The organism is Klebsiella sp. Lac1 (assembly GCF_009825425.1).
Classification (GTDB): domain Bacteria; phylum Pseudomonadota; class Gammaproteobacteria; order Enterobacterales; family Enterobacteriaceae; genus Klebsiella; species Klebsiella electrica.
The window spans coordinates 344,698-369,625 of record NZ_VJZJ01000003.1 but is presented as its reverse complement, the minus strand read 5'-3'; the positions used below and the strand labels follow the sequence as shown (position 1 = coordinate 369,625).

Annotated in this window: 19 protein-coding genes, 1 tRNA gene and 1 pseudogene; 10 read left to right on the top strand and 11 right to left on the bottom strand. The window is 55.9% G+C overall.

Annotated elements, in window-relative coordinates; all coding sequences use genetic code 11:
• Nucleotides 1-2: 2 nt before the first annotated feature.
• From recJ to lysS, 3 genes are all read left to right on the top strand, one after another.
• Nucleotides 3-1,736, top strand: a complete 1,734-nt coding sequence (gene recJ, locus FNY10_RS20745; protein ID WP_141963520.1) for a single-stranded-DNA-specific exonuclease RecJ — start codon at nt 3-5, stop codon at nt 1,734-1,736.
• Between the two features lie 122 nt (nt 1,737-1,858).
• A protein-coding gene (prfB, locus tag FNY10_RS20740; RefSeq protein ID WP_100684298.1) for a peptide chain release factor 2 occupies nt 1,859-2,957 on the top strand; the annotation gives its coding sequence in 2 pieces (ribosomal slippage) (nt 1,859-1,933 and nt 1,935-2,957; 1,098 coding nt in all).
• Nucleotides 2,958-2,966: 9 nt separating this feature from the next.
• Complete coding sequence (lysS, locus tag FNY10_RS20735; protein WP_100684299.1) at nt 2,967-4,484, top strand: lysine--tRNA ligase; 1,518 nt, start codon at nt 2,967-2,969, stop codon at nt 4,482-4,484.
• Nucleotides 4,485-4,608: 124 nt separating this feature from the next.
• On the opposite strand, the gene idi is transcribed toward lysS, so the two are convergent.
• Nucleotides 4,609-5,163: an isopentenyl-diphosphate Delta-isomerase gene (gene idi / locus FNY10_RS20730; RefSeq protein WP_160703244.1), complete on the bottom strand. Its 555-nt coding sequence runs from the start codon at nt 5,161-5,163 to the stop codon at nt 4,609-4,611.
• Nucleotides 5,164-5,395: 232 nt separating this feature from the next.
• On the opposite strand from idi, the gene actS reads away from it, so the two are divergent.
• Nucleotides 5,396-6,118 carry an amidase activator ActS gene (gene actS / locus FNY10_RS20725; protein ID WP_131048611.1) on the top strand — a complete coding sequence of 241 codons (723 nt, stop codon included), beginning with the start codon at nt 5,396-5,398 and terminating at the stop codon, nt 6,116-6,118.
• Nucleotides 6,119-6,198: 80 nt separating this feature from the next.
• Nucleotides 6,199-6,272, top strand: a tRNA-Gly gene (locus FNY10_RS20720).
• 391 nt (nt 6,273-6,663) lie between these two features.
• Here the strand turns inward: FNY10_RS20720 and xylE are convergent.
• The 4 genes and pseudogenes from xylE to FNY10_RS20700 all read right to left on the bottom strand — a co-directional run bounded on the left by xylE (nt 6,664) and on the right by FNY10_RS20700 (nt 11,100).
• Nucleotides 6,664-8,136 (bottom strand): D-xylose transporter XylE, encoded by a 1,473-nt coding sequence (gene xylE, locus FNY10_RS20715; protein ID WP_160703242.1) that lies wholly within the window; start codon nt 8,134-8,136, stop codon nt 6,664-6,666.
• 115 nt (nt 8,137-8,251) lie between these two features.
• The gene (gene xylA / locus FNY10_RS20710) at nt 8,252-9,568 is read right to left on the bottom strand and encodes a xylose isomerase (protein WP_141963526.1); all 1,317 of its coding nucleotides are present in this window, start codon (nt 9,566-9,568) and stop codon (nt 8,252-8,254) included.
• Nucleotides 9,569-10,245: 677 nt separating this feature from the next.
• A complete protein-coding gene (locus tag FNY10_RS20705) occupies nt 10,246-10,566 on the bottom strand; it encodes a polymorphic toxin type 44 domain-containing protein (RefSeq protein WP_227699465.1) in 321 nt (106 codons plus the stop codon).
• A gap of 79 nt (nt 10,567-10,645) precedes the next feature.
• Nucleotides 10,646-11,100, bottom strand: a pseudogene (locus FNY10_RS20700) (Hcp family type VI secretion system effector).
• A gap of 307 nt (nt 11,101-11,407) precedes the next feature.
• Here FNY10_RS20700 and FNY10_RS20695 point away from each other — a divergent pair.
• Together FNY10_RS20695 and FNY10_RS20690 are read left to right on the top strand one after the other, a co-directional pair.
• Nucleotides 11,408-11,794, top strand: a complete 387-nt coding sequence (locus tag FNY10_RS20695; RefSeq protein WP_131048618.1) for a VOC family protein — start codon at nt 11,408-11,410, stop codon at nt 11,792-11,794.
• A gap of 612 nt (nt 11,795-12,406) precedes the next feature.
• The gene (locus FNY10_RS20690) at nt 12,407-13,960 is read left to right on the top strand and encodes a peptide MFS transporter (RefSeq protein WP_100684341.1); all 1,554 of its coding nucleotides are present in this window, start codon (nt 12,407-12,409) and stop codon (nt 13,958-13,960) included.
• A gap of 185 nt (nt 13,961-14,145) precedes the next feature.
• On the opposite strand, the gene FNY10_RS20685 is transcribed toward FNY10_RS20690, so the two are convergent.
• The gene (locus tag FNY10_RS20685; protein ID WP_131048619.1) at nt 14,146-14,925 is read right to left on the bottom strand and encodes an acetoin reductase; all 780 of its coding nucleotides are present in this window, start codon (nt 14,923-14,925) and stop codon (nt 14,146-14,148) included.
• A 196-nt stretch (nt 14,926-15,121) separates the two neighbouring features.
• On the opposite strand from FNY10_RS20685, the gene FNY10_RS20680 reads away from it, so the two are divergent.
• On the top strand, nt 15,122-17,851 hold the full coding sequence (locus FNY10_RS20680) for a LuxR C-terminal-related transcriptional regulator (RefSeq protein ID WP_160703238.1): 2,730 nt from the start codon (nt 15,122-15,124) through the stop codon (nt 17,849-17,851).
• 15 nt (nt 17,852-17,866) lie between these two features.
• Here FNY10_RS20680 and FNY10_RS20675 read toward each other — a convergent pair whose 3' ends face one another.
• Genes FNY10_RS20675 through FNY10_RS20660 form a run of 4 tightly spaced genes read right to left on the bottom strand, consistent with a single transcriptional unit; the run spans nt 17,867 to nt 22,557 of the window.
• Nucleotides 17,867-19,339, bottom strand: coding sequence for an MdtP family multidrug efflux transporter outer membrane subunit (locus FNY10_RS20675; protein WP_202395382.1), 1,473 nt, complete (start codon nt 19,337-19,339; stop codon nt 17,867-17,869).
• Between the two features lie 5 nt (nt 19,340-19,344).
• Nucleotides 19,345-21,282 carry an FUSC family protein gene (locus FNY10_RS20670; RefSeq protein ID WP_160703234.1) on the bottom strand — a complete coding sequence of 646 codons (1,938 nt, stop codon included), beginning with the start codon at nt 21,280-21,282 and terminating at the stop codon, nt 19,345-19,347.
• 9 nt (nt 21,283-21,291) lie between these two features.
• Nucleotides 21,292-22,320 carry a multidrug transporter subunit MdtN gene (gene mdtN / locus FNY10_RS20665; RefSeq protein WP_131048623.1) on the bottom strand — a complete coding sequence of 343 codons (1,029 nt, stop codon included), beginning with the start codon at nt 22,318-22,320 and terminating at the stop codon, nt 21,292-21,294.
• Nucleotides 22,321-22,326: 6 nt separating this feature from the next.
• Nucleotides 22,327-22,557 (bottom strand): YtcA family lipoprotein, encoded by a 231-nt coding sequence (locus FNY10_RS20660; RefSeq protein WP_407081248.1) that lies wholly within the window; start codon nt 22,555-22,557, stop codon nt 22,327-22,329.
• 313 nt (nt 22,558-22,870) lie between these two features.
• Here FNY10_RS20660 and yjdI point away from each other — a divergent pair, with 313 nt between their 5' ends.
• Complete coding sequence (gene yjdI / locus FNY10_RS20655) at nt 22,871-23,101, top strand: 4Fe-4S mono-cluster protein YjdI (protein ID WP_100684348.1); 231 nt, start codon at nt 22,871-22,873, stop codon at nt 23,099-23,101.
• Nucleotides 23,102-23,112: 11 nt separating this feature from the next.
• Nucleotides 23,113-23,385 (top strand): GNAT family N-acetyltransferase, encoded by a 273-nt coding sequence (locus tag FNY10_RS20650; protein WP_100684349.1) that lies wholly within the window; start codon nt 23,113-23,115, stop codon nt 23,383-23,385.
• Nucleotides 23,386-23,546: 161 nt separating this feature from the next.
• On the opposite strand, the gene FNY10_RS20645 is transcribed toward FNY10_RS20650, so the two are convergent.
• A complete protein-coding gene (locus tag FNY10_RS20645; protein WP_160703232.1) occupies nt 23,547-24,785 on the bottom strand; it encodes an MFS transporter in 1,239 nt (412 codons plus the stop codon).
• Nucleotides 24,786-24,928: the final 143 nt, after the last annotated feature.

The window sequence follows — 24,928 nt, the reverse complement described above, 5'->3', positions numbered from 1 at the left end:
GCGTGAAACAACAGATACAACTACGCCGCCGTGAGGTGGTTGAAGGGGCTGAACTCCCCGCCGACCTGTCGCCGCTGCTGCAGCGGCTGTACGCCAGCCGCGGCGTCCTGCATGCGCAGGAGCTGGAGCGCAGCGTCAAAGGCATGTTGCCGTGGACGCAACTGACCGGCATCGAACAAGCCGTGGAGATGCTCTACGGCGCATTCAGGCAACAGCGGCACATTGTTGTGGTCGGTGATTTTGACGCCGATGGCGCGACCAGCACCGCGCTGAGCGTGCTGGCAATGCGCGCGCTCGGCTACAGTAATGTCTCTTATCTGGTACCCAATCGCTTTGAAGATGGCTACGGGTTAAGTCCCGAGGTGGTCGATCAGGCCCACGCCCGCGGTGCGCAGATGATTATGACCGTGGATAACGGTATCTCGTCGCATAGCGGCGTCGATCATGCTCATGCGCTGGGTATTCCGGTGGTGGTGACCGATCACCACCTGCCGGGTGAGACGCTGCCGGCGGCGGAGGCTATCGTCAACCCGAACCTGCGCGACTGCGATTTCCCTTCGAAATCGCTGGCCGGCGTCGGGGTGGCGTTCTATTTGATGTTGGCGCTGCGCACCTTCCTGCGTGATAAAAACTGGTTTGCAGAGCGGGGCATCGCGCCGCCGAATCTCGCCGAACTGCTGGATCTGGTCGCGCTCGGGACGGTGGCTGACGTCGTGCCGCTCGATGCTAATAACCGCATTCTCACCTGGCAGGGGCTGAGCCGTATCCGTGCTGGTAAGTGCCGTCCGGGGATCAAAGCGCTGCTGGAGATTGCCAACCGCGATCCGCAAAAACTGGCGGCCAGCGACCTGGGGTTTGCCCTGGGACCGCGGCTGAATGCGGCAGGCCGGCTGGATGATATGTCGGTCGGCGTGGCGCTGCTGTTGTGCGATAACGTCGGCGAAGCGCGGATGCTGGCCAATGAACTGGATGCGCTGAACCAGACGCGCAAAGAGATTGAGCAAGGGATGCAGGCGGAAGCGCTGACGCTGTGCCAGCAGCTTGAACGCAGCGGCGACACGCTGCCCGGCGGGCTGGCGATGTATCATCCGCAGTGGCACCAGGGGGTGGTCGGGATTCTGGCGTCGCGGATTAAAGAGCGCTTCCATCGCCCGGTCATTGCCTTCGCCCCAACCGGCGACGGGCTGTTAAAAGGCTCCGGGCGCTCTATCCAGGGGTTGCATATGCGCGATGCGCTTGAACGTCTTGATACGCTGCATCCGGGGCTCATTCTTAAGTTCGGCGGCCACGCGATGGCGGCGGGACTGTCGCTGGAAGAGGCGCGCTTTGAGGAGTTTCAGCAGCGTTTCGGCGACCTGGTCACCGAATGGCTGGATCCGGCGCTGTTGCAGGGGGAAGTGGTCTCTGACGGTCCGCTGGATGCGGCCGAGATGAGCATGGAGGTCGCGCATCTGCTCCGTGAAGCGGGGCCCTGGGGACAGATGTTCCCGGAGCCGCTGTTTGACGGTCGTTTCCGTCTGCTACAGCAGCGCCTGGTGGGCGAGCGGCATCTCAAGGTGATGGTCGAGCCGGTTGGCGGCGGCCCGCTGCTGGACGGGATTGCCTTCAACGTTGATACTTCGATTTGGCCGGATAACGGCGTGCGCGAAGTCACCCTGGCCTATAAGCTCGATATTAATGAGTTCCGCGGCAATCGCAGCCTGCAGCTTATCATCGACCATCTCTGGCCGGTCTGACGAAAAAGTCGGCAACAAACAGGCTGACGGAAGGCCGAAGTGTCTATAAAAGAGAGCGGGGATCCGGTACAATTCCGCTCTTATCACCGCATTTTGACCAATCCATTAAAAGAAAATCGATCATGTTTGAAATAAATCCGGTAAAAAACCGCATTCAGGACCTCACGGAGCGCTCCGACGTTCTTAGGGGGTATCTTTGACTACGATGCCAAGAAAGAGCGTCTGGAAGAAGTAAACGCCGAGCTGGAGCAGCCGGACGTGTGGAACGAACCCGAGCGCGCACAGGCGCTGGGTAAAGAGCGTTCTTCACTGGAAGCCATCGTTGACACGTTGGATCAAATGTCTCAGGGGCTGGAAGATGTTTCCGGACTGCTGGAGCTGGCTGTCGAAGCCGACGACGAAGAGACCTTCAACGAAGCCATTGCCGAACTTGACGTGCTGGAAGAGAAACTGGCGCAGCTTGAGTTCCGTCGCATGTTCTCCGGCGAGTACGACAGCGCCGATTGCTATCTCGATATTCAGGCCGGTTCCGGCGGTACGGAAGCGCAGGACTGGGCCAGCATGCTGACGCGTATGTATCTGCGCTGGGCCGAAGCGCGTGGCTTCAAGACCGAAATTATTGAAGAGTCTGAAGGCGAAGTGGCGGGCATTAAGTCCGTGACCATCAAGATTATCGGCGATTACGCCTACGGCTGGCTGCGTACCGAAACCGGCGTCCACCGCCTGGTGCGTAAGAGCCCGTTCGATTCCGGCGGCCGCCGCCACACCTCCTTCAGCTCCGCGTTCGTCTATCCGGAAGTGGATGAAGACATTGATATCGAAATCAACCCGGCGGACCTGCGCATTGACGTTTATCGCGCCTCCGGCGCGGGTGGTCAGCACGTTAACCGTACGGAATCCGCGGTGCGTATCACCCACATTCCGACCGGCTTAGTGACGCAGTGCCAGAACGACCGTTCGCAGCACAAGAACAAAGACCAGGCCATGAAGCAGATGAAAGCCAAGCTTTATGAGCTGGAAATGCAGAAGAAAAATGCCGAGAAGCAGGCGATGGAAGATACCAAATCCGACATCGGCTGGGGCAGCCAGATCCGTTCTTACGTGCTGGATGACTCCCGCATTAAAGATCTGCGCACCGGGGTGGAAACCCGCAATACTCAGGCCGTGCTGGACGGCAGCCTGGATCAATTTATCGAAGCAAGTTTGAAAGCAGGGTTATGAGGAACCAACATGTCTGAACAACAAGCACAGGGCGCTGACGCGGCAATTGACCTTAATAATGAACTGAAAGCCCGTCGTGAAAAGCTGGCTCAGCTTCGTGAGCAGGGTATTCCGTTCCCGAACGATTTCCGTCGTGACCATACCTCTGACCAACTGCACGCTGACTTCGATGCGAAAGAAAACGAAGAGCTGGAGGCACTGAACGTTGAAGTCTCCGTTGCTGGCCGTATGATGACCCGCCGGATTATGGGTAAAGCCTCTTTCGTCACTTTGCAGGACGTCGGCGGCCGCATTCAGCTGTACGTCGCGCGTGACGATCTGCCGGAAGGCGTCTACAACGAGCAGTTCAAAAAATGGGACCTCGGCGATATCATCGCGGCGCGCGGTAAGCTGTTCAAAACCAAAACCGGCGAGCTCTCTATTCACTGCAGCGAACTGCGTCTGCTGACCAAAGCCCTGCGCCCGCTGCCGGACAAATTCCACGGTCTGCAGGATCAGGAAGCGCGCTACCGTCAGCGCTATCTGGACCTGATCTCTAACGACGAATCCCGTAAGACCTTTAAGATTCGCTCCCGGATTCTGGCCGGTATCCGCCAGTTCATGGTGGGGCGCGACTTTATGGAAGTGGAAACCCCAATGATGCAGGTGATCCCCGGCGGTGCGTCTGCCCGTCCGTTCATCACCCATCACAACGCGCTGGATATGGACATGTACCTGCGTATCGCGCCGGAACTGTACCTGAAGCGTCTGGTTGTGGGCGGCTTCGAACGCGTGTTCGAAATCAACCGTAACTTCCGTAACGAAGGCATCTCCGTGCGTCACAACCCAGAGTTCACCATGATGGAACTCTACATGGCGTACGCGGACTATAAAGATCTGATCGAGCTGACCGAATCCCTGTTCCGCACCCTGGCGCAGGATATTCTGGGCAACACCGCGGTGCCTTATGGCGATCAGACCTTCGACTTCGGCAAGCCGTTTGAAAAACTGACCATGCGTGAAGCTATCAAGAAATACCGTCCGCAAACCGAGATGGCGGATCTGGATAACTTCGATTCTGCGAAGGCGATTGCAGAGTCCATCGGCATTCACGTTGAGAAGAGCTGGGGTCTGGGCCGTATCGTGACGGAGATCTTTGAAGAAGTGGCGGAAGCGCACCTGATTCAGCCGACCTTTATCACCGAATACCCGGCCGAAGTCTCTCCGCTGGCGCGTCGTAATGACCAGAACCCGGAAATCACCGACCGCTTTGAGTTCTTTATCGGCGGCCGTGAAATCGGTAACGGCTTCAGCGAGCTGAACGACGCCGAAGACCAGGCGCAGCGCTTCCAGGACCAGGTGAATGCGAAAGCCGCTGGTGACGATGAAGCCATGTTCTACGATGAAGACTACGTGACCGCGCTGGAACATGGTCTGCCGCCGACCGCAGGTCTGGGTATCGGTATTGACCGTATGGTAATGCTGTTTACCAACAGTCACACCATCCGCGACGTCATCCTGTTCCCGGCGATGCGTCCGGTTAAATAAGACCGACCGCCCAAAGCGCAACCCCGGCAATGCCGGGGTTTTTTGTTTGTGCCTCAGCCACCCGCTGCACGAGTCGAGAGAGGGGGCGGACAGGCGGCGAAAAAACCGCTATCCGGCATTACGGCTAATAGCGCAGCTGCGCGACATAGTTTCTTAACGCTTGTCGGGCGTTATCATCAGCCGCTTCGAGCACCATCCACGGGCTGTAGGCCCACGGCGTGAGCGCCAACGACTGCAGTAAATCCTCCAGCTCACACCATTGATAGTCCATAACCTCGTCGCTATTGGCCTGCAGCGGACTGATAATCCGTGCGGCGTAAACCGGGCAGACTTCGTTTTCGACAATCCCGTTTGGGGCCACCGCCCGGTAACGAAACGCCGGATGAACGGGGGTGATGTTGGCAATGTTAACGCCGAGTTCAAAACGGCTGCGCCGCGTCACGGCCTGGTCAAACGTCTCTCCGCTCTGAGGATGTCCGCAGACGGAGTTGGTCCAGACGCCGGGCCAGGCTTTTTTGCCCAGTGAACGACGCGTCACCAGTAGCTGGCCATGGTCATTAAACAACCAGCAGGAAAAGGCGAGGTGCAAAGGGGTATTGAGGGTATGGGCGGCATATTTTTCCAGCCTGCCAACAGGCTTATCTTGCTCATCGAGCAAAATGACATGTTCCCCGGTCATGACAACTCCTGATAATAAAAGTGACCCGGCATACACTCGCCTGGTCACGTACTCGCCACTAGGGTAGCCGATAACCGCGTGAAAGGCATTACCAAAACACGCTGTCGGCACTGCTGAGGGGGGATACCCGAATCCGCCAACACAAGCGTATCGATTGGGGATCTGCCTGCGGGCTGGTATGATAGTCGTCCGTTGTGAAGAGATGAGAGCTGTGCTGAGTGCAGGACGCCTGATGAGAAAACGCTTTTTTATCATGATGATGTTGGTCAGCAGCCTGGTGATTGCAGGGTGTTCCAGTTCATCTGATTCCGGTTCCGTCTACACCGTTAAACGCGGCGATACCTTGTACCGTATTTCCCGGACGACCGGTACCAGCATTAACGATCTGGCCCGACTGAATAATATCTCCCCACCGTATACCATTGAGGTTGGACAGCGTCTGAAGCTGAATCCGGGTTCGGGTACCACAAAGGGTGGCTCATCCGCGAAGAGTCGCGCCGGTACGCGCACCGCGGCCAGTAAGCCGCCGGCGACGCTGCCGCCGGTCTCCTGGCCACCGGTGGGGCAACGCTGCTGGCGCTGGCCGACCAGCGGTAAAGTTATTCTGCCTTATTCATCAAATGATGGCGGTAATAAGGGGATTGATATTGCCGGCACGCGCGGCCAGCCGGTCTACGCGGCAGGGGCGGGTAAAGTGGTGTACGTCGGTAATCAGCTCCGCGGCTACGGTAATCTGATCATGATTAAACACGGTGAGGATTACATCAGCGCCTATGCCCATAATGACAAAATGATGGTCAATAACGGTCAGAATGTGAAGATTGGCCAGCAGATAGCCACAATGGGAAGTAGCGACGCCGATTCTGTGCGCCTGCATTTCCAGATTCGCTACCGGGCGACGGCCATCGATCCACAGCGCTATTTACCGCCGCAGGGCAGTAAACCTAAGTGCTAAGAGGTTATTTTATCAGCAGTTAGCAAGATTCAGTCTTGTAAGACGGTGCGTAAGGTCTATAATGGCCCTCGCACCTCAAAGCGGGCGTAGTTCAATGGTAGAACGAGAGCTTCCCAAGCTCTATACGAGGGTTCGATTCCCTTCGCCCGCTCCAGATCTCTCCGCCTGACGGAGAAGCCTTAAAACCTTTCTCTATCAGTAACTTAAATAACCTTCTGTTTTGTCTCCTGTGGGCTCTACCATTGTGATCCGTCCTTAGCCACTGTCACGCTAAGTTATAGGGTGAGATGACAGTAAAACTCAGCTTTGGCGGCAGTCGCATCCTCATACAGCCCAAAGAAAACGCCTTAAGTATTTTTCTGTAGGAAATAAAAAGGCCCTTCCGAGCCTTTTTACATAAAAATTATCCGTAATTCATTGATATTGTTGTTTATTACTTATATTTCCGCACTCAACGCAATAAGGTAACGTTGTGTGCATGGAAATAACGGTACTATCCAGATACATCACAGGTACGCATAGTCAGTTCTGTTTTAAAGACAACTTTATACAACCGGCTTTCTATGTTTATACGAGTCAGGTTTTTTCCAGAGTGCTTCCAGTTCCTCCAGAGTTTTACCCTTAGTTTCTGGGACGAATTTCCACATGAACAGCGCGGCCAGAATCCCCATAACACCATAAACCCAGTATGCGAATCCGTTGTTGAAATGAGTTTGCAGGTAGGTGGACTTCGCCATCATCGGGAATGTCCAGCTTACGAAATAGTTTGCGATCCATTGTGCAGCTACCGCAATAGCCAGTGCCTTTGAGCGAATACGGTTCGGGAAAATTTCCGCCAGCAGAACCCAACAGACTGGCCCCCAGCTCACCGCAAACATGGCAACATACAGCAGCATAGCGAAGAGTGCGACACCGCCAGCCCAGTGAGCATAGAACGCCGTACCCAGCAGCAACATCCCGAAAGCCATCCCCAGCGCTCCGATGATCTGCAGTGGCTTACGCCCAAATTTATCCACAGTCATAATAGCAATCACCGTAAACAGCAGATTGATAATGCCAACAATGATTGTTTGCAGCAACGCTGTATCCTGGCTTGAACCAATTTCTTTAAAAACTTCTGGCGCATAATACAGCACCACATTGATCCCCACGAACTGCTGGAATACCGACAGCATCACGCCAATTACAACAATGGCAATACCAAAGGAAAAGAGAGGGGCCGATTGTACGGTATCGACGCTTACTGATTTCACCACATTCTTAAATTCAGCCTGACCCGCAACTTTACCCAACAGTTTTTCCAGAATAGCGGACGCCTGAGCATTCTGACCACGGGTTGCCAGCCAGCGTGGACTTTCCGGTACGGTAAATAACAGCGCAAAGAAGATCAGTGAAGGTATTGCCCCGGAAAGGAACATATAACGCCAACCCATAGTATCCAGCCACTCCTGCGTACCGCTGCGGGCAATGAAATAGTTAACACAGTAAACCAATAGCTGACCAAATATAATAGCAAACTGGTTAAAAGAAACGAGCCTGCCGCGTATGTTAGCTGGTGCTATCTCCGCAATATACATCGGTGAAATCATCGAGGCTATCCCAACCCCAATACCGCCGATAATACGATAAATAACAAACGTACTTACATAGTCACTCAGATAAGTTGGTACGCCTGCCGTACTATCGATCGCGTGATGCCCTATTTCCGGAAATGATGACCCCAGTGCGGAAATAAAAAATAAAAGACCAGCAACCATTAATGATCTTTTTCGGCCAAACTTACTGCTTAATATTCCGGCCAGCCCACCACCAATAATACAACCAATTAATGCACTGGCAACACAAAAACCTAACAATGAGTTAGCGGCCCCTTCAGCTAAATCCCGGGGTACAACAAAAACATTGTTAAGCGATCCGACTGTGCCAGAAATTACTGCCGTATCATAGCCAAACAGCAGTCCTCCGAGGGTGGCGACTAACGTGACACCCAGCGTGTACGAGTTCATTTTTGTGCTCATATTTAATCCTGTAGGGCGGAAAGATCTCAGCCAAATAAATCTATTTGTGGTTCAGAGCATTAACGGATAATCCGCTGATATTTATCAGCGGATTATCCTGTTTTATAAAGCTGGATTAACTGAAAATATAAGCGTTAACGAGATTTTCCATTGCTTCCTGATGACCGCTGGTGTGTTGCGGACGGAAGTTTTCTGTTTCGGCAAATTCCGCCAGTTGGGACAGACTCATATCACCAGAAAGGATTTTTTGTCCCAGTTCCTGATTCCATCCGGCATAGCGGGCGATGACAGACTGCTCAAGCGCGCCATCCTGGAGCATTCGGGCCGCGATTTTCAGAGATAAAGCCATGGTGTCCATCGCGCCAATATGGCCGAGGAACAGATCGTATTTATCTGTGCTTTGACGACGGACTTTAGCGTCAAAGTTCAGTCCACCGGTGGTGAATCCTCCCGCTTTCAGTATTTCATACATGACCAGTGCATTTTCTTCGACGCTATTCGGGAACTGGTCAGTATCCCATCCCAGTTGAGGATCGCCACGGTTAGCATCAACAGAACCAAATATCCCCAGCGCAATGGCAGAGGCAATTTCGTGGTGGAAGGAATGCCCGGCAAGTGTGGCATGATTGGCCTCAATATTTACCCGGATTTCATCCTCCAGCCCGAATTGTTTCAGGAACCCGTAAACCGTCGCCACATCGTAATCATATTGATGTTTGGTTGGTTCCTGAGGTTTGGGCTCAATCAGTAGTGTCCCGGTAAAACCCGTTTTATATTTATGCTCAACAACCATTTGCATAAAACGACCAATCTGCTCACGCTCCTGGCGTAAGTTTGTGTTCAGTAGGCTTTCATAGCCCTCACGGCCTCCCCACAGCACATAGTTTTCACCGCCAAGTCGTTTTGTAGCATCCATCGCATGAGCAACCTGAGTCGCAGCGACCGCAAACACTTCAGGATTTGGATTTGTTGCCGCACCTGCCGCATAGCGTGGGTTAGAGAATGCGTTAGCCGTTCCCCAAAGCAACTTCAGGCCCGTTTCTTCCTGTTTCTGGGCCAGAATATCTGTCATGACCGCCAGGTTCTGGCGATATTCGCTGAGACTATTGCCCTCTGGTGAAACATCCGTATCATGGAAGCAATAAAAAGGCACATTCAATTTTTTGAAGAATTCAAAGGCGACATCGGCTTTTAATTTCGCCATTTCCAGCGCATTACCAGGCTTCTGCCAGGGGCGGTCGAATGCCCCCAGACCAAACATATCCTGCCCATTCCAGCAGAAATTATGCCAGTAGCAGGCAGCAAAGCGCAGATGATCTCTCATACTTTTACCGAGGATGATCTCATCCGGATTGTAATGACGGAAAGCAAGAGGATTATATTTTCCAGTACCTTCGAATTTAATTTGTTCAACTTCAGGGAAATATGACATTGGTTAGTCTCCAGTTCAGTTTTGATATCCCTGATATAGACACCTCTCACTTTATCATACAATTGAGTTTTTTCGCATCTCGATTATAAAAATGAGTTACCGTGATATTCGTCACATTTCCTCTGATTTAAATATATTCGTTAATTAAGATTAAATACGTATTGACCACATCCTGTCATTAATTTAATTAAGTGGATTGAGTGTTAATCTCATCCGCTGACTGTTTTTTTATGTAACAAAATATATTAATCATGGCTGTTTTATTAAATCATAAGAAATAGCCAGCGTGAAAGCTGGCTACGCTTTTAGAATGGTGAGGCATTCAGGTAGATTGTGGTTGAGTAGCTCGCCCCATTAGTGAAGCGATATATGTTGCCTTTCACGTTCAGGTGAATAGCGCCATCACTTATGTCTACCTTTGCGCTTGCGTCAGATGTTGATAAAAAGGCGTGATACTTATCTCCCACACCTTTCAGGAAAGCGTCTTTGCTAACTTCTGGAGGGACTAAATAAAACTGTTACACAAATTTTGTCGTAGCACCGCGCTGCCCTCTGTAATGTATAGTGACACCTTAGAATTGATTTTCTCAACCTTATAAACAGTCTGAATGACTGGAGAGTTGAGCGCTTTATACACACCGTAGCAAGCCACGATACCCATCAGTACCGCAACCCACCTAAAAATCCGAACGTTTCGCATCGTCTATACCTGCCCTGATCCAGGTTTGATCCTGAGGGTCATCACCATATGAATTAGGGCCCGGATAATCTGCAAACTCAGCTCTGCTTGTACCTGCGAGAATTTGCGCTGCACCTGCACCACGTAGCAAGATCTGAGCCGGGATGCCCGCTGCTGCTCCAACCGCACCATAGTTAAAGTTACTAAAGGCGGCGTATTGGCTGCCACGCTGTTTGTAGTCCCACGGTCCATGATTCCTTACCTGATAGTAAAACCAAACATAGGTCAGGGCTGACGGGCCACGGTGAAAACGAGCCATCATCATGTTATTGACGACACTCACACCGGGCGGGGTGATACATACGGTGGGTGAGGGTTGGCTGCTAATGTTGGATACCTCATGCTTGCGCTCGTTCATTCCAGCTATCGGTGAACATATGTTGCCGTCGCAGTGCTTCCTGGTGATCTTCTCATAGCGGAACTCGACACACTCAAGGTGGTTATGCTTCTCCTTGCTTGCGTCTTTGGTATCGTGCATCACTGGAGAAATGCCGACAATTTTCACACCTTCTAATAGCATGTTGAAGTATTCCGCTTCCTGTCCTGCGTCGTTGATCTTGTACCATTTGAACTCAGCAGACTTTAGCGTTTGACCAGTGGCAACGGCTTTGTAGAGATAAGGAGAGGAGCTATCAAATTCCTTTTGGATAATCAGCGCTGGGTCAGTTGGGATGTTTAAGCTGTGGGAGAATCCATTGATCTCAATGCTGCCGTCACGGTCCTGGACGTCGACAGAACCCTTAATGTCTGCGCCGCCGTCATCTTTAAGCCATAGGTAAGCTGGAATAGCCATTTTTCCTTTTCCTCATATTGTTATAAAAATCCTTATAAAAAGTGTACCTTTTTTGTGGGGTGGGCAGTAAATGATCAAATGTAAGAAAAACATTAAGTTAGCGTGTGATCTGTCCCCAGCATTAGATACAACGGTCAATCAGGAATATCTGAACTCTGATTCTGTCCTCTGAGGAGAGGACCATGTACAAGGTCCGGTTTACCAAAACCACGGCTCTTCTCGACAAATCGCCATCTGAAACCCGGGTACAGTAAGGGCGATGTTGCCCATTCCGGAAACTTATTTTGCCCCGCGGGAGCCCGTTATCATGTTCAGCCATATGCGAATTGCCCGACCCGTCACCAACCTTGAACGTACCTGCGCCCTCTATACTCAAGGGCTGGAGCTCATGCGAATCGCGGACTTCGTCAATCATGCCGGCTTTAGCGGGGTCATGGTGGGCCGTCCGGAGCTGGCCTGGCATATCGAGTTCACCCACTGTCACGAACATCCGCGACACCCTGCGCCGACCGATGAAGACCTGCTCGTGCTGTATTACCCCGATAAAGCAGACTGGCAGCGGGCGTGCGCCAGGATGACGGCGGCGGGTTTTCGGGCGCTGAGTTCGTTTAACCCTTACTGGGATATCAATGGCAACACCTTCGTCGATGATGACGGCTATCGGGTGGTGCTTCAGAACCGGGAATGGCCATAGACTGGAGGCCCGGGACAGAACGGCGGTTCAGCGTGGCCCTGTCCGCTGGCAAGGGCGGGCAGAACCCAATGCGCGGAGTACGGTATTTGTTATTCTGCACCGCGTCAGGTTATTGAAGAGATTGAGAAATGGAGTCGTTTATAGCCGTCGCCTGCGTCATATGGCTTCTGTCCGGCTCGCCGCCGTTGGCGTACGCGAGCATCACGCGGTGACTAAATCATCAAGAGCGTGATTTATCGAGACTTTCCCCTGTCGTGAAGACCAACCTCGTATTTACCCTACTTTTTATCGCGTTTTATCCGCGACGCATGCTATCCATGAGTATGAATGCATAGTTTATTAACTTGTTGTTTATAAACAAATAATCCTATGCATTATTATCATTTGAGATGTCAATCACATTTTGTTGTCAGCCAACTTTAAATCTATAAAAGTAGACGTTTGTCGACTTTTCATCTAAAAGATGGGGGTAAGGGGCTAGACAAAACCAGATACTGGTTATCAAATAGTTAAAAAACATCATGCCCCATGTAAATGATTGGCCAGTGTAAAAATGGCTAACACACTTTCCGCGGTCTCTCTGTGCTGCGGTGCACCTTATCTGGAGAAGTTATGCATTCCTCTGTGAATAAAAATGAAAGCCGGACCTTCTTTGGTCATCCTTATCCGCTGGGTTCGTTGTTCTTTACCGAAATGTGGGAGCGATTCTCGTTTTACGGCATTCGTCCCCTGTTGATTCTGTTTATGGCCGCCACGGTTTACGACGGCGGAATGGGGCTGGCGCGTGAAAATGCCTCGGCGATCGTCGGTATCTTCGCCGGCAGTATGTACCTCGCGGCATTGCCGGGCGGCTGGCTGGCGGATAACTGGCTGGGCCAGCAAAAGGCGGTCTGGTACGGGTCGATTCTCATCGCGTTGGGTCATCTGTCGATTGCCCTGTCAGCGGTGCTGGGCGACAACCTGTTCTTTATCGGGCTGATGTTCATCGTGCTGGGATCGGGTCTGTTCAAAACCTGTATCTCGGTTATGGTTGGCACGCTGTACAAGAAGGGAGATGCGCGTCGTGACGGTGGATTCTCACTTTTCTACATGGGCATCAACATGGGGTCGTTCATCGCGCCGCTGATTTCCGGCTGGTTGATTAAATCACACGGCTGGCACTGGGGCTTTGGCATCGGCGGCATCGGGATGCTGGTGGCGCTGGTTATCTTCCGGGTCTTCGCGGTACCGGCGATGAAGCGTTACGACAGCGAAGTGGGCCTCGATTCAACCTGGAACAGTCCGGTGGCGAAGAAGAACGGCGTGGGCGCCTGGCTGCTGGCGCTGGCCGTGGGCGCCGCGGTGATTATCACGCTGATTGCGCAGGGCGTGATTGTGGTTAACCCTGTTGCCGTTGCCAGCATGCTGGTATACGTGATTGCCGCTTCGGTCGTTCTCTATTTTATCTATCTGTTTGCCTTCGCCGGACTGAGTCGCAAAGAGCGCGCCCGTCTGCTGGTGTGCTTTATTCTGCTGGTTTCCGCCGCCTTCTTCTGGTCAGCATTTGAACAGAAGCCGACCTCCTTCAACCTGTTCGCCAATGATTATACCAACCGTATGATCGGCAGCTTTGAGATCCCGGCGGTCTGGTTCCAGTCAATCAACGCGCTGTTTATTATTCTGCTGGCGCCGGTATTTAGCTGGGCATGGCCGGCGATGGCGCGTAATGGCGTCCGCCCGAGCAGCATCAGCAAATTCGTCATCGGCATTCTCTGCGCCGCAGCGGGCTTTGGCCTGATGATGCTGGCGGCACAGAACGTGCTGAACAACGGTGGGACCGGCGTATCACCATTCTGGCTGGTAGGCAGTATTCTGATGCTGACGCTGGGCGAGCTGTGCCTGAGCCCGATTGGCCTGGCGACCATGACGCTGCTGGCGCCGGAAAGAATGCGCGGCCAGATGATGGGGCTGTGGTTCTGCGCCAGTGCGCTGGGTAACCTGGCGGCTGGCCTGATCGGCGGCCATGTGAAGGCCGACCAGTTGGATATGCTGCCGGACCTCTTCGCGCGTTGTTCGATTGCGCTGCTGATCTGCGCCGCCGTGCTTTGCGTGCTGATCGTACCGGTGCGTCGGATGCTGGAAAACACCCAGGACAAAGCCGCACAGAAACCGCTGACCCAAGCCTGATGGCAACGGAAAGCGACACTCTGCAGGCTGGCGCGTGATGCGCCAGCTTTTTTTTCGCCTGCAGTTTAACGGCAAATAGCCATCAGCCAGCGCGAGGAGGCACGCGCTCAGGGGAGGTCTGCGGGTGTGTAAGAAGAAGAGGGCGGGAAAACGGGCCGTCTGTCTGAGACGACCCGCAGCGGGCATTAACGATAAACAATCCCGCCATCGATCAGGATCGACTGGCCGGTAACATAGTCGGAATCCGGGCCTGCCAGATAAGAGACCAGGCTCGCCACATCGTCCGGCGTTTCCGCACGGCCGAGTGCAATCCCTTCAACATATTTTTTATAGGTCTCGCCGACCGGCGCACCGGTAATTTCGGCAAAACGCTTATCGATTTCGGTCCACATGCCGGTCCCCACAATCCCCGGACAGTAGGCGTTTACGGTGATCCCACGGCTGGCGTACTCTTTCGCCGCCGCCTGGGTCAGGGCGCGAACGGCAAATTTAGTGGCGGAATAGATCCCCAGCAGAGCAAAACCGTCGTGGCCGGCAATGGAGCAGGCGTTGATAATTTTGCCGTTTTGCTTACGGTCGATGAATTTTTTCGCCGCGGCCTGGATGCCCCATAGCGTCCCCTGAACGTTGATACGCATGATGCGATCGACCTCTTCAGGCGTCACGTCGGCGATCGCCTGCACCTGGGCAATCCCCGCGTTGTTGACGATGATATCAAAACCACCCAGCTCTTTTTCCGCCTGGTCAATGGCGGCATACACCTGGTCACGTTCGGCAATATTCGCCACAAAGGTGGCGGCCTTACGACCCAGCGCTTCAACTTCGGCGGCAACCGCCGCAATCCCTTCCGGGTTCACGTCGACGAGCATTAACGACGCACCCTCTTTGGCCAGACGTAAAGCAATACCGCGGCCAATGCCTTGACCGGCACCGGTGACTAAAGCAACTTTATTTTCGATAGCCATTTCTGTACACACCTTGTACTGATTAAGAAACGATGGATGCCTGATGGAGAAAGGTTCGCTGTACGCAGGCGCAGACCTGGCGTATCGCCCATCGGTGGCAAAGGATAAAACTACTTTATAGGTATGGATAAACGTGGCCTACCCCCCGGTTGGGGGGGATAATGGCGTATGCATGGGATGAGGAGGTCATGGCGCTATGGAATTGTTACCCCCGACGGATGACGCATTGAGCGGATTTGTTCATCAAGAACCGTTCCGCCTTGCGCGCACCTTGCCGCTTATTGCGACTCGCTTTACGCCGCCGCGTTCGCCGGGGGTATTGCAGCCGCGCGAACGTCTGCTGCAGCGGCTGGACGCCTCGCTCGCCAGCACGCTGACGCTGGTATGCGCCCCCGCCGGGTTCGGCAAAACCACGCTGCTGGCCCAGTGGTATCAGCATCGACAGCAGCAGGGCGATTCGCTGGCGTGGCTGAGCATTGACGAAGATGACAATACGCCCTTGCTGTTTATGCGCTATCTGCAGGCGGCGCTGCGGCCGCTCTGGCAAGCGGAGAAGGCTCTGCCGGAGGGCGCTCCCGGGGACGACTTCCGGCTGTTTCTCGCCGGGCTCGTCAACCAGCTGCATGATTATCCGGCTCCGCTGTCTCTGATTCTCGATGATTACCAGAATATCGCCCACCCGGAGATTCATGATGGTATGAACTGGCTGCTGAATCACGCGCCGCCGTCTCTGCATCTGATTATTGCCAGTCGCAGCCAGCCGCCCCTGGCGCTGAGTCGTCTGCACATGCAGGATCGGCTGGTGGAGATCGATGATCATGCGCTGCGGTTTAATGTCGCGGAGGCCAGAACCTATTTTTCAACCTCGATCTCCCCGGCGCCGGACCCGCAGGAGATCCCACGCCTGATTGCCCGCACGGAGGGGTGGGTTGCCGGTATGAAAATGGCGGCTTTAGCAAGCGGCAGCGCCCGTTATTGCCCGACCGACGGCAAGCTGAATACCACCTCCCGCGCGCTCTCCCGCTATCTGGAAGAGGTGATCTTTGCGCCATTGCCCGCCGGGGTGTTGGACTTTCTTCTGCGCACCTCAATACTCAACCGCCTGCATCCGTCGCTGTGCGATGCCGTGACCGGGAAACGCAACGGAGAAGCCATGCTGGCGTGGATAGCCCGGCACAATCTGTTTCTCTCCGCCCTTGATACGGACGGGTTCTGGTTCCGTTACCACCCGCTGATGCGTGAAGCGCTGCTGTATCGTCTGCAGCACAGTGCGCAGGTGGATATCCGCGTGCTGCATGAACAGGCCAGCAACTGGTTTGCCGGCCAGCAGCTGTGGGCGGAGGCGATTCGCCATGCGCTGGAAGGCGGAAAAACGGGCGCCGGGCATGCGGAAGCCGGCGTGCAGTCACTGGCGGAAGAGGGCGATATCGAGACGATGGTGCGCTGGATCCGCTATCTGCCGGCCAATCTGGACCCTTCCCGTATCGAGCTGCAAACCAATCTCGCCTGGGCGCTCGCGCACCGCTTTCGCTTTCACGATGCCCGCCAGCTGCTGGACGCCATTGAGTCGCTGGCGGTCGCCAACCGCAGCGAGATTGCCCACAGTTCATGGGTGAAGCTCCGCGTCGTCCGGGCTATCTGCGAAGCCTTCGCCGACAATATTGCCCGGAGCATAGCTATCGTGGAACCGCTGCTGCATGAGGTGCCCTGCGGCGATATCTGGGTGGATGGTCTGGTATGCAATATTCTCAGCTACTGCCATCTGGCGAACGCCCGGCCACAGCAGGCGCTGGATGTCCAGCAGCGGGTATCGGGCGTGCGGGTGGCGAATCGTAATCTGTTCGTGGAGGTCTACCGGGCGTTTGTCATGGCCCAGGGATACCTGCGCCAGGGCAATCTGGCCGAAGCGCAGCGGCAGGCGGAGCGGGCGCTACAGTATGCCGAACAGCAGACCGGTCCTCACTCCAGCAGCGGCGCCACCCTGGCGCCGATTCTGGCCGAAATCGCCTGGGAGCAGGGGGAGGTGCAGCGCATCCCCACTCTGCTGACGCTACGTCTTGAGACGATCGATGACTTTTGCCCGCCGGATGGGTTTAGCCGCTGTTACATCGTGCTGGCGAGGCTGGCGCAACGTCATGGGCAGACGGATGAGATGACATCGCTGCTGCTGCATGCCGAAGGTCTGGCGGTTCAGCGCGGATGGCTGCGGGCGCAGGCGCCGCTGCTGGCTGAGCGTATTGCCAATGCGCTCCACGTCGGCGATAGCGCGGCGGCCGACAGTTTGCTTCTTCGCCTGCAGGGGCTGTCCCCCGGCGCGGAGAAAAATGACGTGGTGAGCGCCTGTTTAACCCTCAGCCACAGCCGGATGCTGATGGCCGGCGGACAACCGCTGGCGGCGGCGCGGCAGCTCGATACGCTGGCCACTGAGCAGGAGCGCGGCGGCGAGTGGCTGTTTGCGGTACGCCTGCGGCTTATGCAGGCCATTGCCCTGTGGCGCGCCGGAGAACAGGAGCGGGCGATAACGCTGGGGATCCCGACGCTGCGTCGCGCCTTTCAGCAGAAGCTGTGGCGCAGCCTGCTCGATGGCGGAGAGGAGATGGCCTCATTGCTGGCGGCAATTCAGCAACGCGGGGGGCACGATGAGGGCTTCAGCGAGGCGCTGGCGCAGTATCTCGCCAGATTCAGCGCGGCCGGAGTCCTGCCGCTGGCCAGCCGTCGGGCGCCCGCGCAGCTTCGCCTGACCGAGCGGGAGCAGCAGACGCTGGGGCTGATCGCCGAAGGCTACTCCAATAAAGAGATCGCCCGGGCCTTAGGAATTACTGCCGAAACCGTGAAATGGCATCTCAAACAGCTGTACGAAAAGCTACAGGTCAATGGTCGGATTCAGGCGTTGAATCGGGCGCGCGAGTGGCAGTTATTCGACTGACGCGCAAGCCGCGCCTCAGCGCGCCTGTTGCCCCAGATTCTCCAGCGCCGGGCCGCGGTAATCCCCGCCTAAGGCCTTAATCAGCGTAATGTCGCTGCTCAACCGCTGCGCCTGGATATCCAGCAGGAGCAGTTGTTGAGCGATGACGGGCCGACGCGCTTCCTGAGCCGCATAGTAGCTGACCAGCCCTCGCTGATAGTGGGCGCTGGCGCTGCGGGAGGTGGCCATGGCGGCCGTCACCTTCAGCTTCTGTAACACCACCTGCTGATTCAGATCGTTCAGCTCGCTGGAGCCGATCGCCACATCGCGCACGGCATCCAGTACCGCCTGGTTGTACTGCTTGATCAGAATATTGCTGGCGGTACGGACCGATTGCAGATTGGCATTCAGTCGGCCGCCGTCGAACAGAGGCAGATACAGGCCCGGCAGCAGGTTGAACTGCTGAAAGGACGATTTAAACAGATCCCCGACGCTCAGGGCGTTGTATCCCCAGAATGCCTTGATATCAAAGTGCGGGTAAAATGCCGCTTTCGCCGCATCGACCTGGCTTAACGATGCCGTGACATAGCCGCGCAGCGCCTGGAGGTCCGGGCGGCGGGCCAGCAGTTCAAAGGAGAGCGAGTCGGGCAGCGTCTCCTGTAGCGTCGGCAGCGGGACCGGGTGGATCTCCGGCATGCTGTGCGCATCGGCGCCGATCAGCGCCCGCAATGTTTCCCGGTACTGCGTCAACGTCCCGTTTGCCGTAATCACCTGTTGTTGCGCCGCCAGCAGCTCGGCCTGGGCATTGGCGATATCCACGCTATCCTCAACGCCGCGCCGGGTGCGGTGCTCATGCGCCTGCACAGAGAGACGGGCAATCTCTTCCAGTTGATGCAACAAGGCAATCTTCTGGAAGGTGGCCTGCATGGCAAAGTACAGCTGCGCCACGCTGCTGGCGAGATCCAGCTCGATTCCGGCCGTTTCGGCCTGTCGCGCATTTTTCTCGCCAATGGCGGCGGCAACGCGGGCGCGATCGGCTCCCCACAAATCAATATTCAGCGTGGCGCCGACGCCGACGGTATTCAGCGTGTACCACGGACCGTTTTTATCGACCGGCAGTGAGTAAGAGTAGGGCCAGGTGAACTGTTTGTTGGTAACCCGCAGCCGGTTCTGGGCCGCCACGGCGGTGGCCTGGACACCCATTGCCGACTGCGCCAGCTCAACGGTGGACTGCGATTGCGCAATCCGCAGCCGGGCGGCCTGCAGGGTCGGGGAGTTTTGCAGCGCGCGGTTGACCAGCATATTGAGCTGGGCATCGTGATAGCCTTCCCACCATCTGGCCGCTGGCCAGCCGCTGTTGGCGAGGTGAATCACCTGCGCGAGTTCAGCCTGCTGCGGGTTTACGATAGTGACCTGGCCCGGATCGTCCTGAATTAAGGCGCAGCCGGTAACCAGCGTCAGGGCGAAGGCGAGCGGTGAGTAGCGCAGGAAGCGGGCTGCGGTGTCCATTTTTCTCATGACTTATCTGCCTGTCGCGAAAGCGCTGAAGGGGCGGACGACCAGCCTGGCAATGTCGTCAGCAGGGTGACCAGCGGGGGGCCAAAAGGATTGCCGGGGTCGGGCCGAAGCTCGCCGAACGGCATGGGCGTCTGCTGCTGGTCGATATCATCGGCGTAGGTCTCAAGCGACCCGGCGCAGCGGCGCAGAAAGGTATCTCCTGGGGCGGCGTACAGCCGGTAGCCTTCGCTGAAGCGCACGATTTCGAGGGCCTGCGTCCAGGTGGCCTTCACCGGCCAGGTTTTCGCCTCGGGATGCGGGTGGGCATAAGCATTCAGCGGTTCAGCCGCCACCCGATGCATCAGCGTTTCGGCGCGGTTCAGGGCGTGAAACAGCGGGACTAATTTCACCTCGTCGCGACTGGCGCGCAGGTCATTCGCAATCCGCCGGTAGAGGTCGGCCAGCCGCGATTTGAGCTGCGGGGCTTCACTATCCGGCCACAGGTAGAGGTGGACAATCGAAGAGACCAGCACGCCGAGCAAAATACCGATGACGCGATCGCGCAGTTCGGTCAAATTGGTCAGTGGCCCAAACCAGCTGAGAAACGCCAGCGAGAAGGTAAAACCGATCTGAATCCCGGCGTAGGCGATGCGTTCAGACCCCGCGGCTATCCAGGCCGACAGCGCCATCACCGGCAGAGTCATCGCCAGCAGACCGACGAGTGATTCGCTATGCGGCTGAATAAACACGATCATTAGCAGCGCCAGCAGGGTAGCGAGCAGGGCGCCGCCGATGCGCAGCCAGGTCTTCTGCAGCGTCGCGCCGAGCCCCGGCTGAGCGACAATCACGCAACTGAGCATAATTGTGTGGATCCCCTGCCAGTCGGCGGCGGTATAAAAAACGTAGCACAGCAGCGTTGCCAGCAGCGTTTTGAGCGCGAAGTGCAAATAGGCGGGGTTCGACCAGGCGTCAGGCAGCAGCAGGGGCGCTTTTTCCTCTTCCCCCGCCGGTAGCGGCACCGGTTCGCCGCGCGCCAGCTGGTTCAGCGTAGTCGCCATCTCCTGCAAAATAACAGGGTTTGCCGTATCCCGCGCAGTGGCCTCCGGCAGGATTGCCGGGAGCGTGCTGACGTCCAGATTCTGCGCCAGCGTCGAGAGCGCGGTGGCAAGCTGTAGACGCCCGGCGGAAGGGGCCTCTTCCGGCTGAAGCAGCGCGGCCAGGTGATAGCAGTGAAGGGTGGCGGCCATCAGGGATTGCCACGCCTGCGGGCTGTCGGCTATCTCGGGGCTGGAGCGGGTCGCCTGCTTATACAGCGACTGAAGCTCGGCGAACTGTCGGGCAATTTCTTTGAACGTCGGCGCAGAGCTGGCATTCGGTCGGGCGAGAAGCGTCGCCACCTCGCGGAGCAAAACCACCATCCTCGCTTTGAACTGATAGCCGGGAAAAGCCTGCTGAAAACCGGCGTTGACCAACAGCGTGACCACAATGGCGAGGTTGATGGCTACCCACAGCCAGAGCAGCAGGCGCACCAGAATCTCACTTTGGCTGGTCATCGAGGGGAACGTCTGCGCGTAGATAACCACCAGGGCGACCACGAAAAAGGCCATTCCCAGCTTGCCCAGCACCCGCATCAGATAGATGGCGCCGAAAAACAGCACGACCGAGGCGACCAGGCGGATCAGCGGGTAGTCATAAGTCCATTTGATGATCAGCAGCACACCGCCCAGCGCCACGCTGACGGTGAGGAAAAAGACCACGCTCACCAGCTTTATCATCAGCACGTTGGGCTGGCTGACATAAAACACCACGATCAGCGCCACGGCTAAAAAAGGGATCTGCAGGGTCATAAACAGGACGATCAGCACCGCGCAGCTCAGGGTCAGACGCAGGGTGTAGTTTGCCCGTCCCGGCGCGTCGCGGAGTTCGCGGGTGAGAAATGACCAGAGGTTCTGCATAGCGCCTCCTTACTGAGGCTGAAGAACGGCGCTGGCTGAAGCGCCCATGCGGAAGAGTTCGGGGTCAGGATCTTTCACCGCGATCTTCACCGGGAAACGCTGCGACACATGAACCCAGTTGATGCTCTTCTGAATAATCGGCAGGCCTTCAATCACGCTCCCGCCTTCAGGCAGCACGCCGGAGCCGACGGAATCGACCACGCCGGCGAACGATTTATCATGGTTGGTCATGATGGTGACTCTGGCCGCTACGCCGGGGCGGACGTTTTTAAGATCGGTTTCGCGGAAGTTGGCGATGACATACCAGCGATCGTCATCCATTAAGGTAAACACCGGTTTTAACGCCGAGGCGTACTGGCCGACGGTGGTTTTCAGCGCCACCACCACGCCGTTAAATGGCGCCCGGACTTCGGTAAACTCCAGGTGCAGTTCCGCCAGCGCGATCTGCGCCAGAATCCCCGCCCGCTGGGCAACCATGGCGTCAACGCCGGTGACGGCGGCCGAGGCCTGTTTCGCTTGCAGCAGGGTGGCGTCGAGTTCCGCGCGGGCGGCTTTTTCGGCGGTTCGCGCCTGGTCGAGATCTTCTTGCGACGCGAAGCCCTGCGGGACTAACGGCTCAAGACGCGTACGTGACGAGGTGGTCTGTTTAACCAGCGCCTTTGCGCGCTCTACCGCGGCGGCGACGGACTGGGCGTTGTACTCCTGGGCCTTGATTGTGCGCCGGGTCAGCATGATTTGCGCATCCAGGGTGGTCAGCCTCGCCCGGGCATCATCGAGCATCGCCTGATACGGGCGCGGATCGAGACGAAACAGCAGATCGCCTTTTTTCACCCGCTGGTTGTCGCGGATCGGCATCTCCACGATCCGGCCGCTCACCTCCGGCACCACGTCGATGGTATCGGTGTAGACGTAGGCATCGTTGGTTTCCGGCGAGGTCTGAAGCTGCCAGATAACCAGGATAAGCGCCACGATTGCGGCGAGGACGAGGGCCAGCAGAGGCCACTTTTTCCGTAATACGCTTGAGCTGGAGTTTGTCATAGGGGCTTAGTACACAAAGAAAAGGAACCACAGGAGCGTGGCGAACAGGAACATCAGAGCCAGGTAGCTAAATACCAGCGGAGAAAAACGCGATTGCCAGCCTTTGCGGACGATCAGGATATGACAGGGTATGAGTAACAACACGCCGCCCAATAAACAGAAGAACCAGCCAGGAAATGCGGCGCCTAATACCGGAATCGCTGGTGATAATGAACAACCAGAGAGAAAGGAGAACATAAATAATAGCGCCGGGCGGGCCAGCTTCACTCGATAATTCAAAGGATAGTTCCTGAGCACTCATACCATTGTGGTGTGAGTTTAATCGCCCTTTCGGCGAAATAAAAGCGAATGGGGAAATTCGCATGCGCTATTTTAACTGGGTAATCAAGGTCGAGGCTGAGGTTGTAGTGAATATAAAATCGTTTATTTCGCATTAATACAGACAGTTCAGCACAAATATGAGCGGAGGTTTTGGGATATCCTCATAGCTGGTCTGTGCTGGCAGGACTATGCTTAGCTCCTGAACAATAAAAACAACTGAGGCAATGTCATGGATAAGGAATTACTGGAGGCGGGCTACCGCGCATATACCGGAGAGAGGATTGATGTCTACTTCAACACGGACATCTGCCAGCACTCGGGAAACTGCGTTCGCGGTAGCGCAAAACTCTTCAACCTGAAGCGTAAACCGTGGATCATCCCGGATGAAGTGGATGTCGCCACCGTCGTGCGGGTAATCGACACCTGCCCGAGCGGCGCCCTGAAGTATCGCCAGAAATAAGCGAGGAAATGATGGAAATACTGGAAGGTCATAACAAGTTTTACGTCAATGATGCGGCGGGGAATCAGGTGGCGGAAATTGTTTTTGTCCCCACCGGCGAGCATCTCAGCATTATTGAACATACCGATGTCGATGAGAGCCTGAAAGGGCAGGGGGTGGGTAAACAGCTGGTGGCGAAAGTGGTGGAAAAGATGCGCGCAGAGCAGCGTAAAATTATCCCACTCTGTCCCTTCGCTAAACATGAGTTTGATAATACCCGCGAGTACGATGATATCCGGGCCTGAAATAAAGGCACCGGTCTCAGCCGGTGCTCAATTATTGGTGATGAAGGGCGGTTGCATCCGGGATGCCTGTTTTTGCCGCTGATGGCGAATAATAGTCATGCGCCAGCATGGCTCCGGCGTATCGCATAATGTCCATCATCGCTGTCGGCGCGTTTTTGCAATCAGCTCGCGCCTTCATTTTCCAGCTTCTGCCTTTTGCGCAGATGCGGGAAAATGGTCATCCATATCGCGACCACCACCAGCGTGCCAATCCCGCCAAGCGCCGCGGCCGGTACGGCACCGATCCACGCCGCCAGCAGGCCGGATTCAAATTCCCCCAGTTGGTTTGAGGTATTAATGAAGATGGCGTTTACCGCATTCACGCGACCGCGCATATCGTCTGGCGTATCCAGCTGCACCAGCGCGCCGCGAATCACCATGCTCACCATATCAAACCCGCCCAGCGCGGCCAGTGCCAGCAGGGAAAGCCACAGCCGGGCAGAAAGCGCAAACACCAGCGTCGCCAGGCCAAAGCCGGCCACCGAGGCGAACATGATCAGACCCACGTTCTTCTCCAGCTTGTGGCGACTGAGCCAGACGCCCACCAGCAGCGCGCCGACCGATGGCGCACCGCGCAGCATCCCCAGTCCCCAGGGGCCGGTATGGAGAATATCCTGAGCGAAGATCGGTAACAGCGCCGTCGCGCCGCCAAGAAGGACGGCAAACAGATCGAGCGAAATCACCCCCAGCACATCTTTTCGCTCGCGGATAAAATGTACCCCGGCAAACAGGTTCTTGAGGTTCATCGGCAGGCGGGTTTGCGGCGGCCGCTCGTAGCGCAGTTGGCTCACCAGCACAAGAGAGAACAGATAGAACAGCGCGGATACGCCATACACCACGTCCGGACCCGCCACGTACAGCAGACCGCCAAGGGTGGGGCCGATAATCACCGCCGCCTGTCCTCCGACGGAACTGGCCGCCATCGCGCGCGCAAGGATCGGCGGCGGCACCAGCGTCGGCAGCATCGAAGTGATCGCCGGCCACTCCAGCGCTTTTGCCACCGAGATTAAAAAGACCAGCCCCCAGATTTCAATTTTGTCCGCCCAATGCAGTAGCGTCAGGGCGACCAGCCCGAGTAATGCGACCCATTCAATAAACTGCCCAAGCAGCACGATCCGCCGCCGATCGAACTGATCCGCAAGGTGTCCCGCAGGGAGAGCCAGCAGGACCGAGGGTAAGAATTGCATCAGACCGATCATCCCGAGCGCCATCGCGCTATGGGTGATGGCGTAAATTTGCCAGCTAACGGCAACCGAAAACATCTGAAAACCAAATGATGAACAGGTGCGCGCCAGCCAAAAGGTGACGAACGACCTGTGCCGCAGCAGTGAATCTTCCGCTGCGGATACCTGTGAACCCATAGTCTTATCCCATTTAAAGCCAATATTCCGCCCGGCATCATCGTGGCGGTCTGGTGTGAAGTCCGTCAGGGACTTTCATTATTTTTACCACCTGACAAGGTGCGGCATCTTGTGTCTTCGGGCAGTGGCAAGGCGTGCGCTTT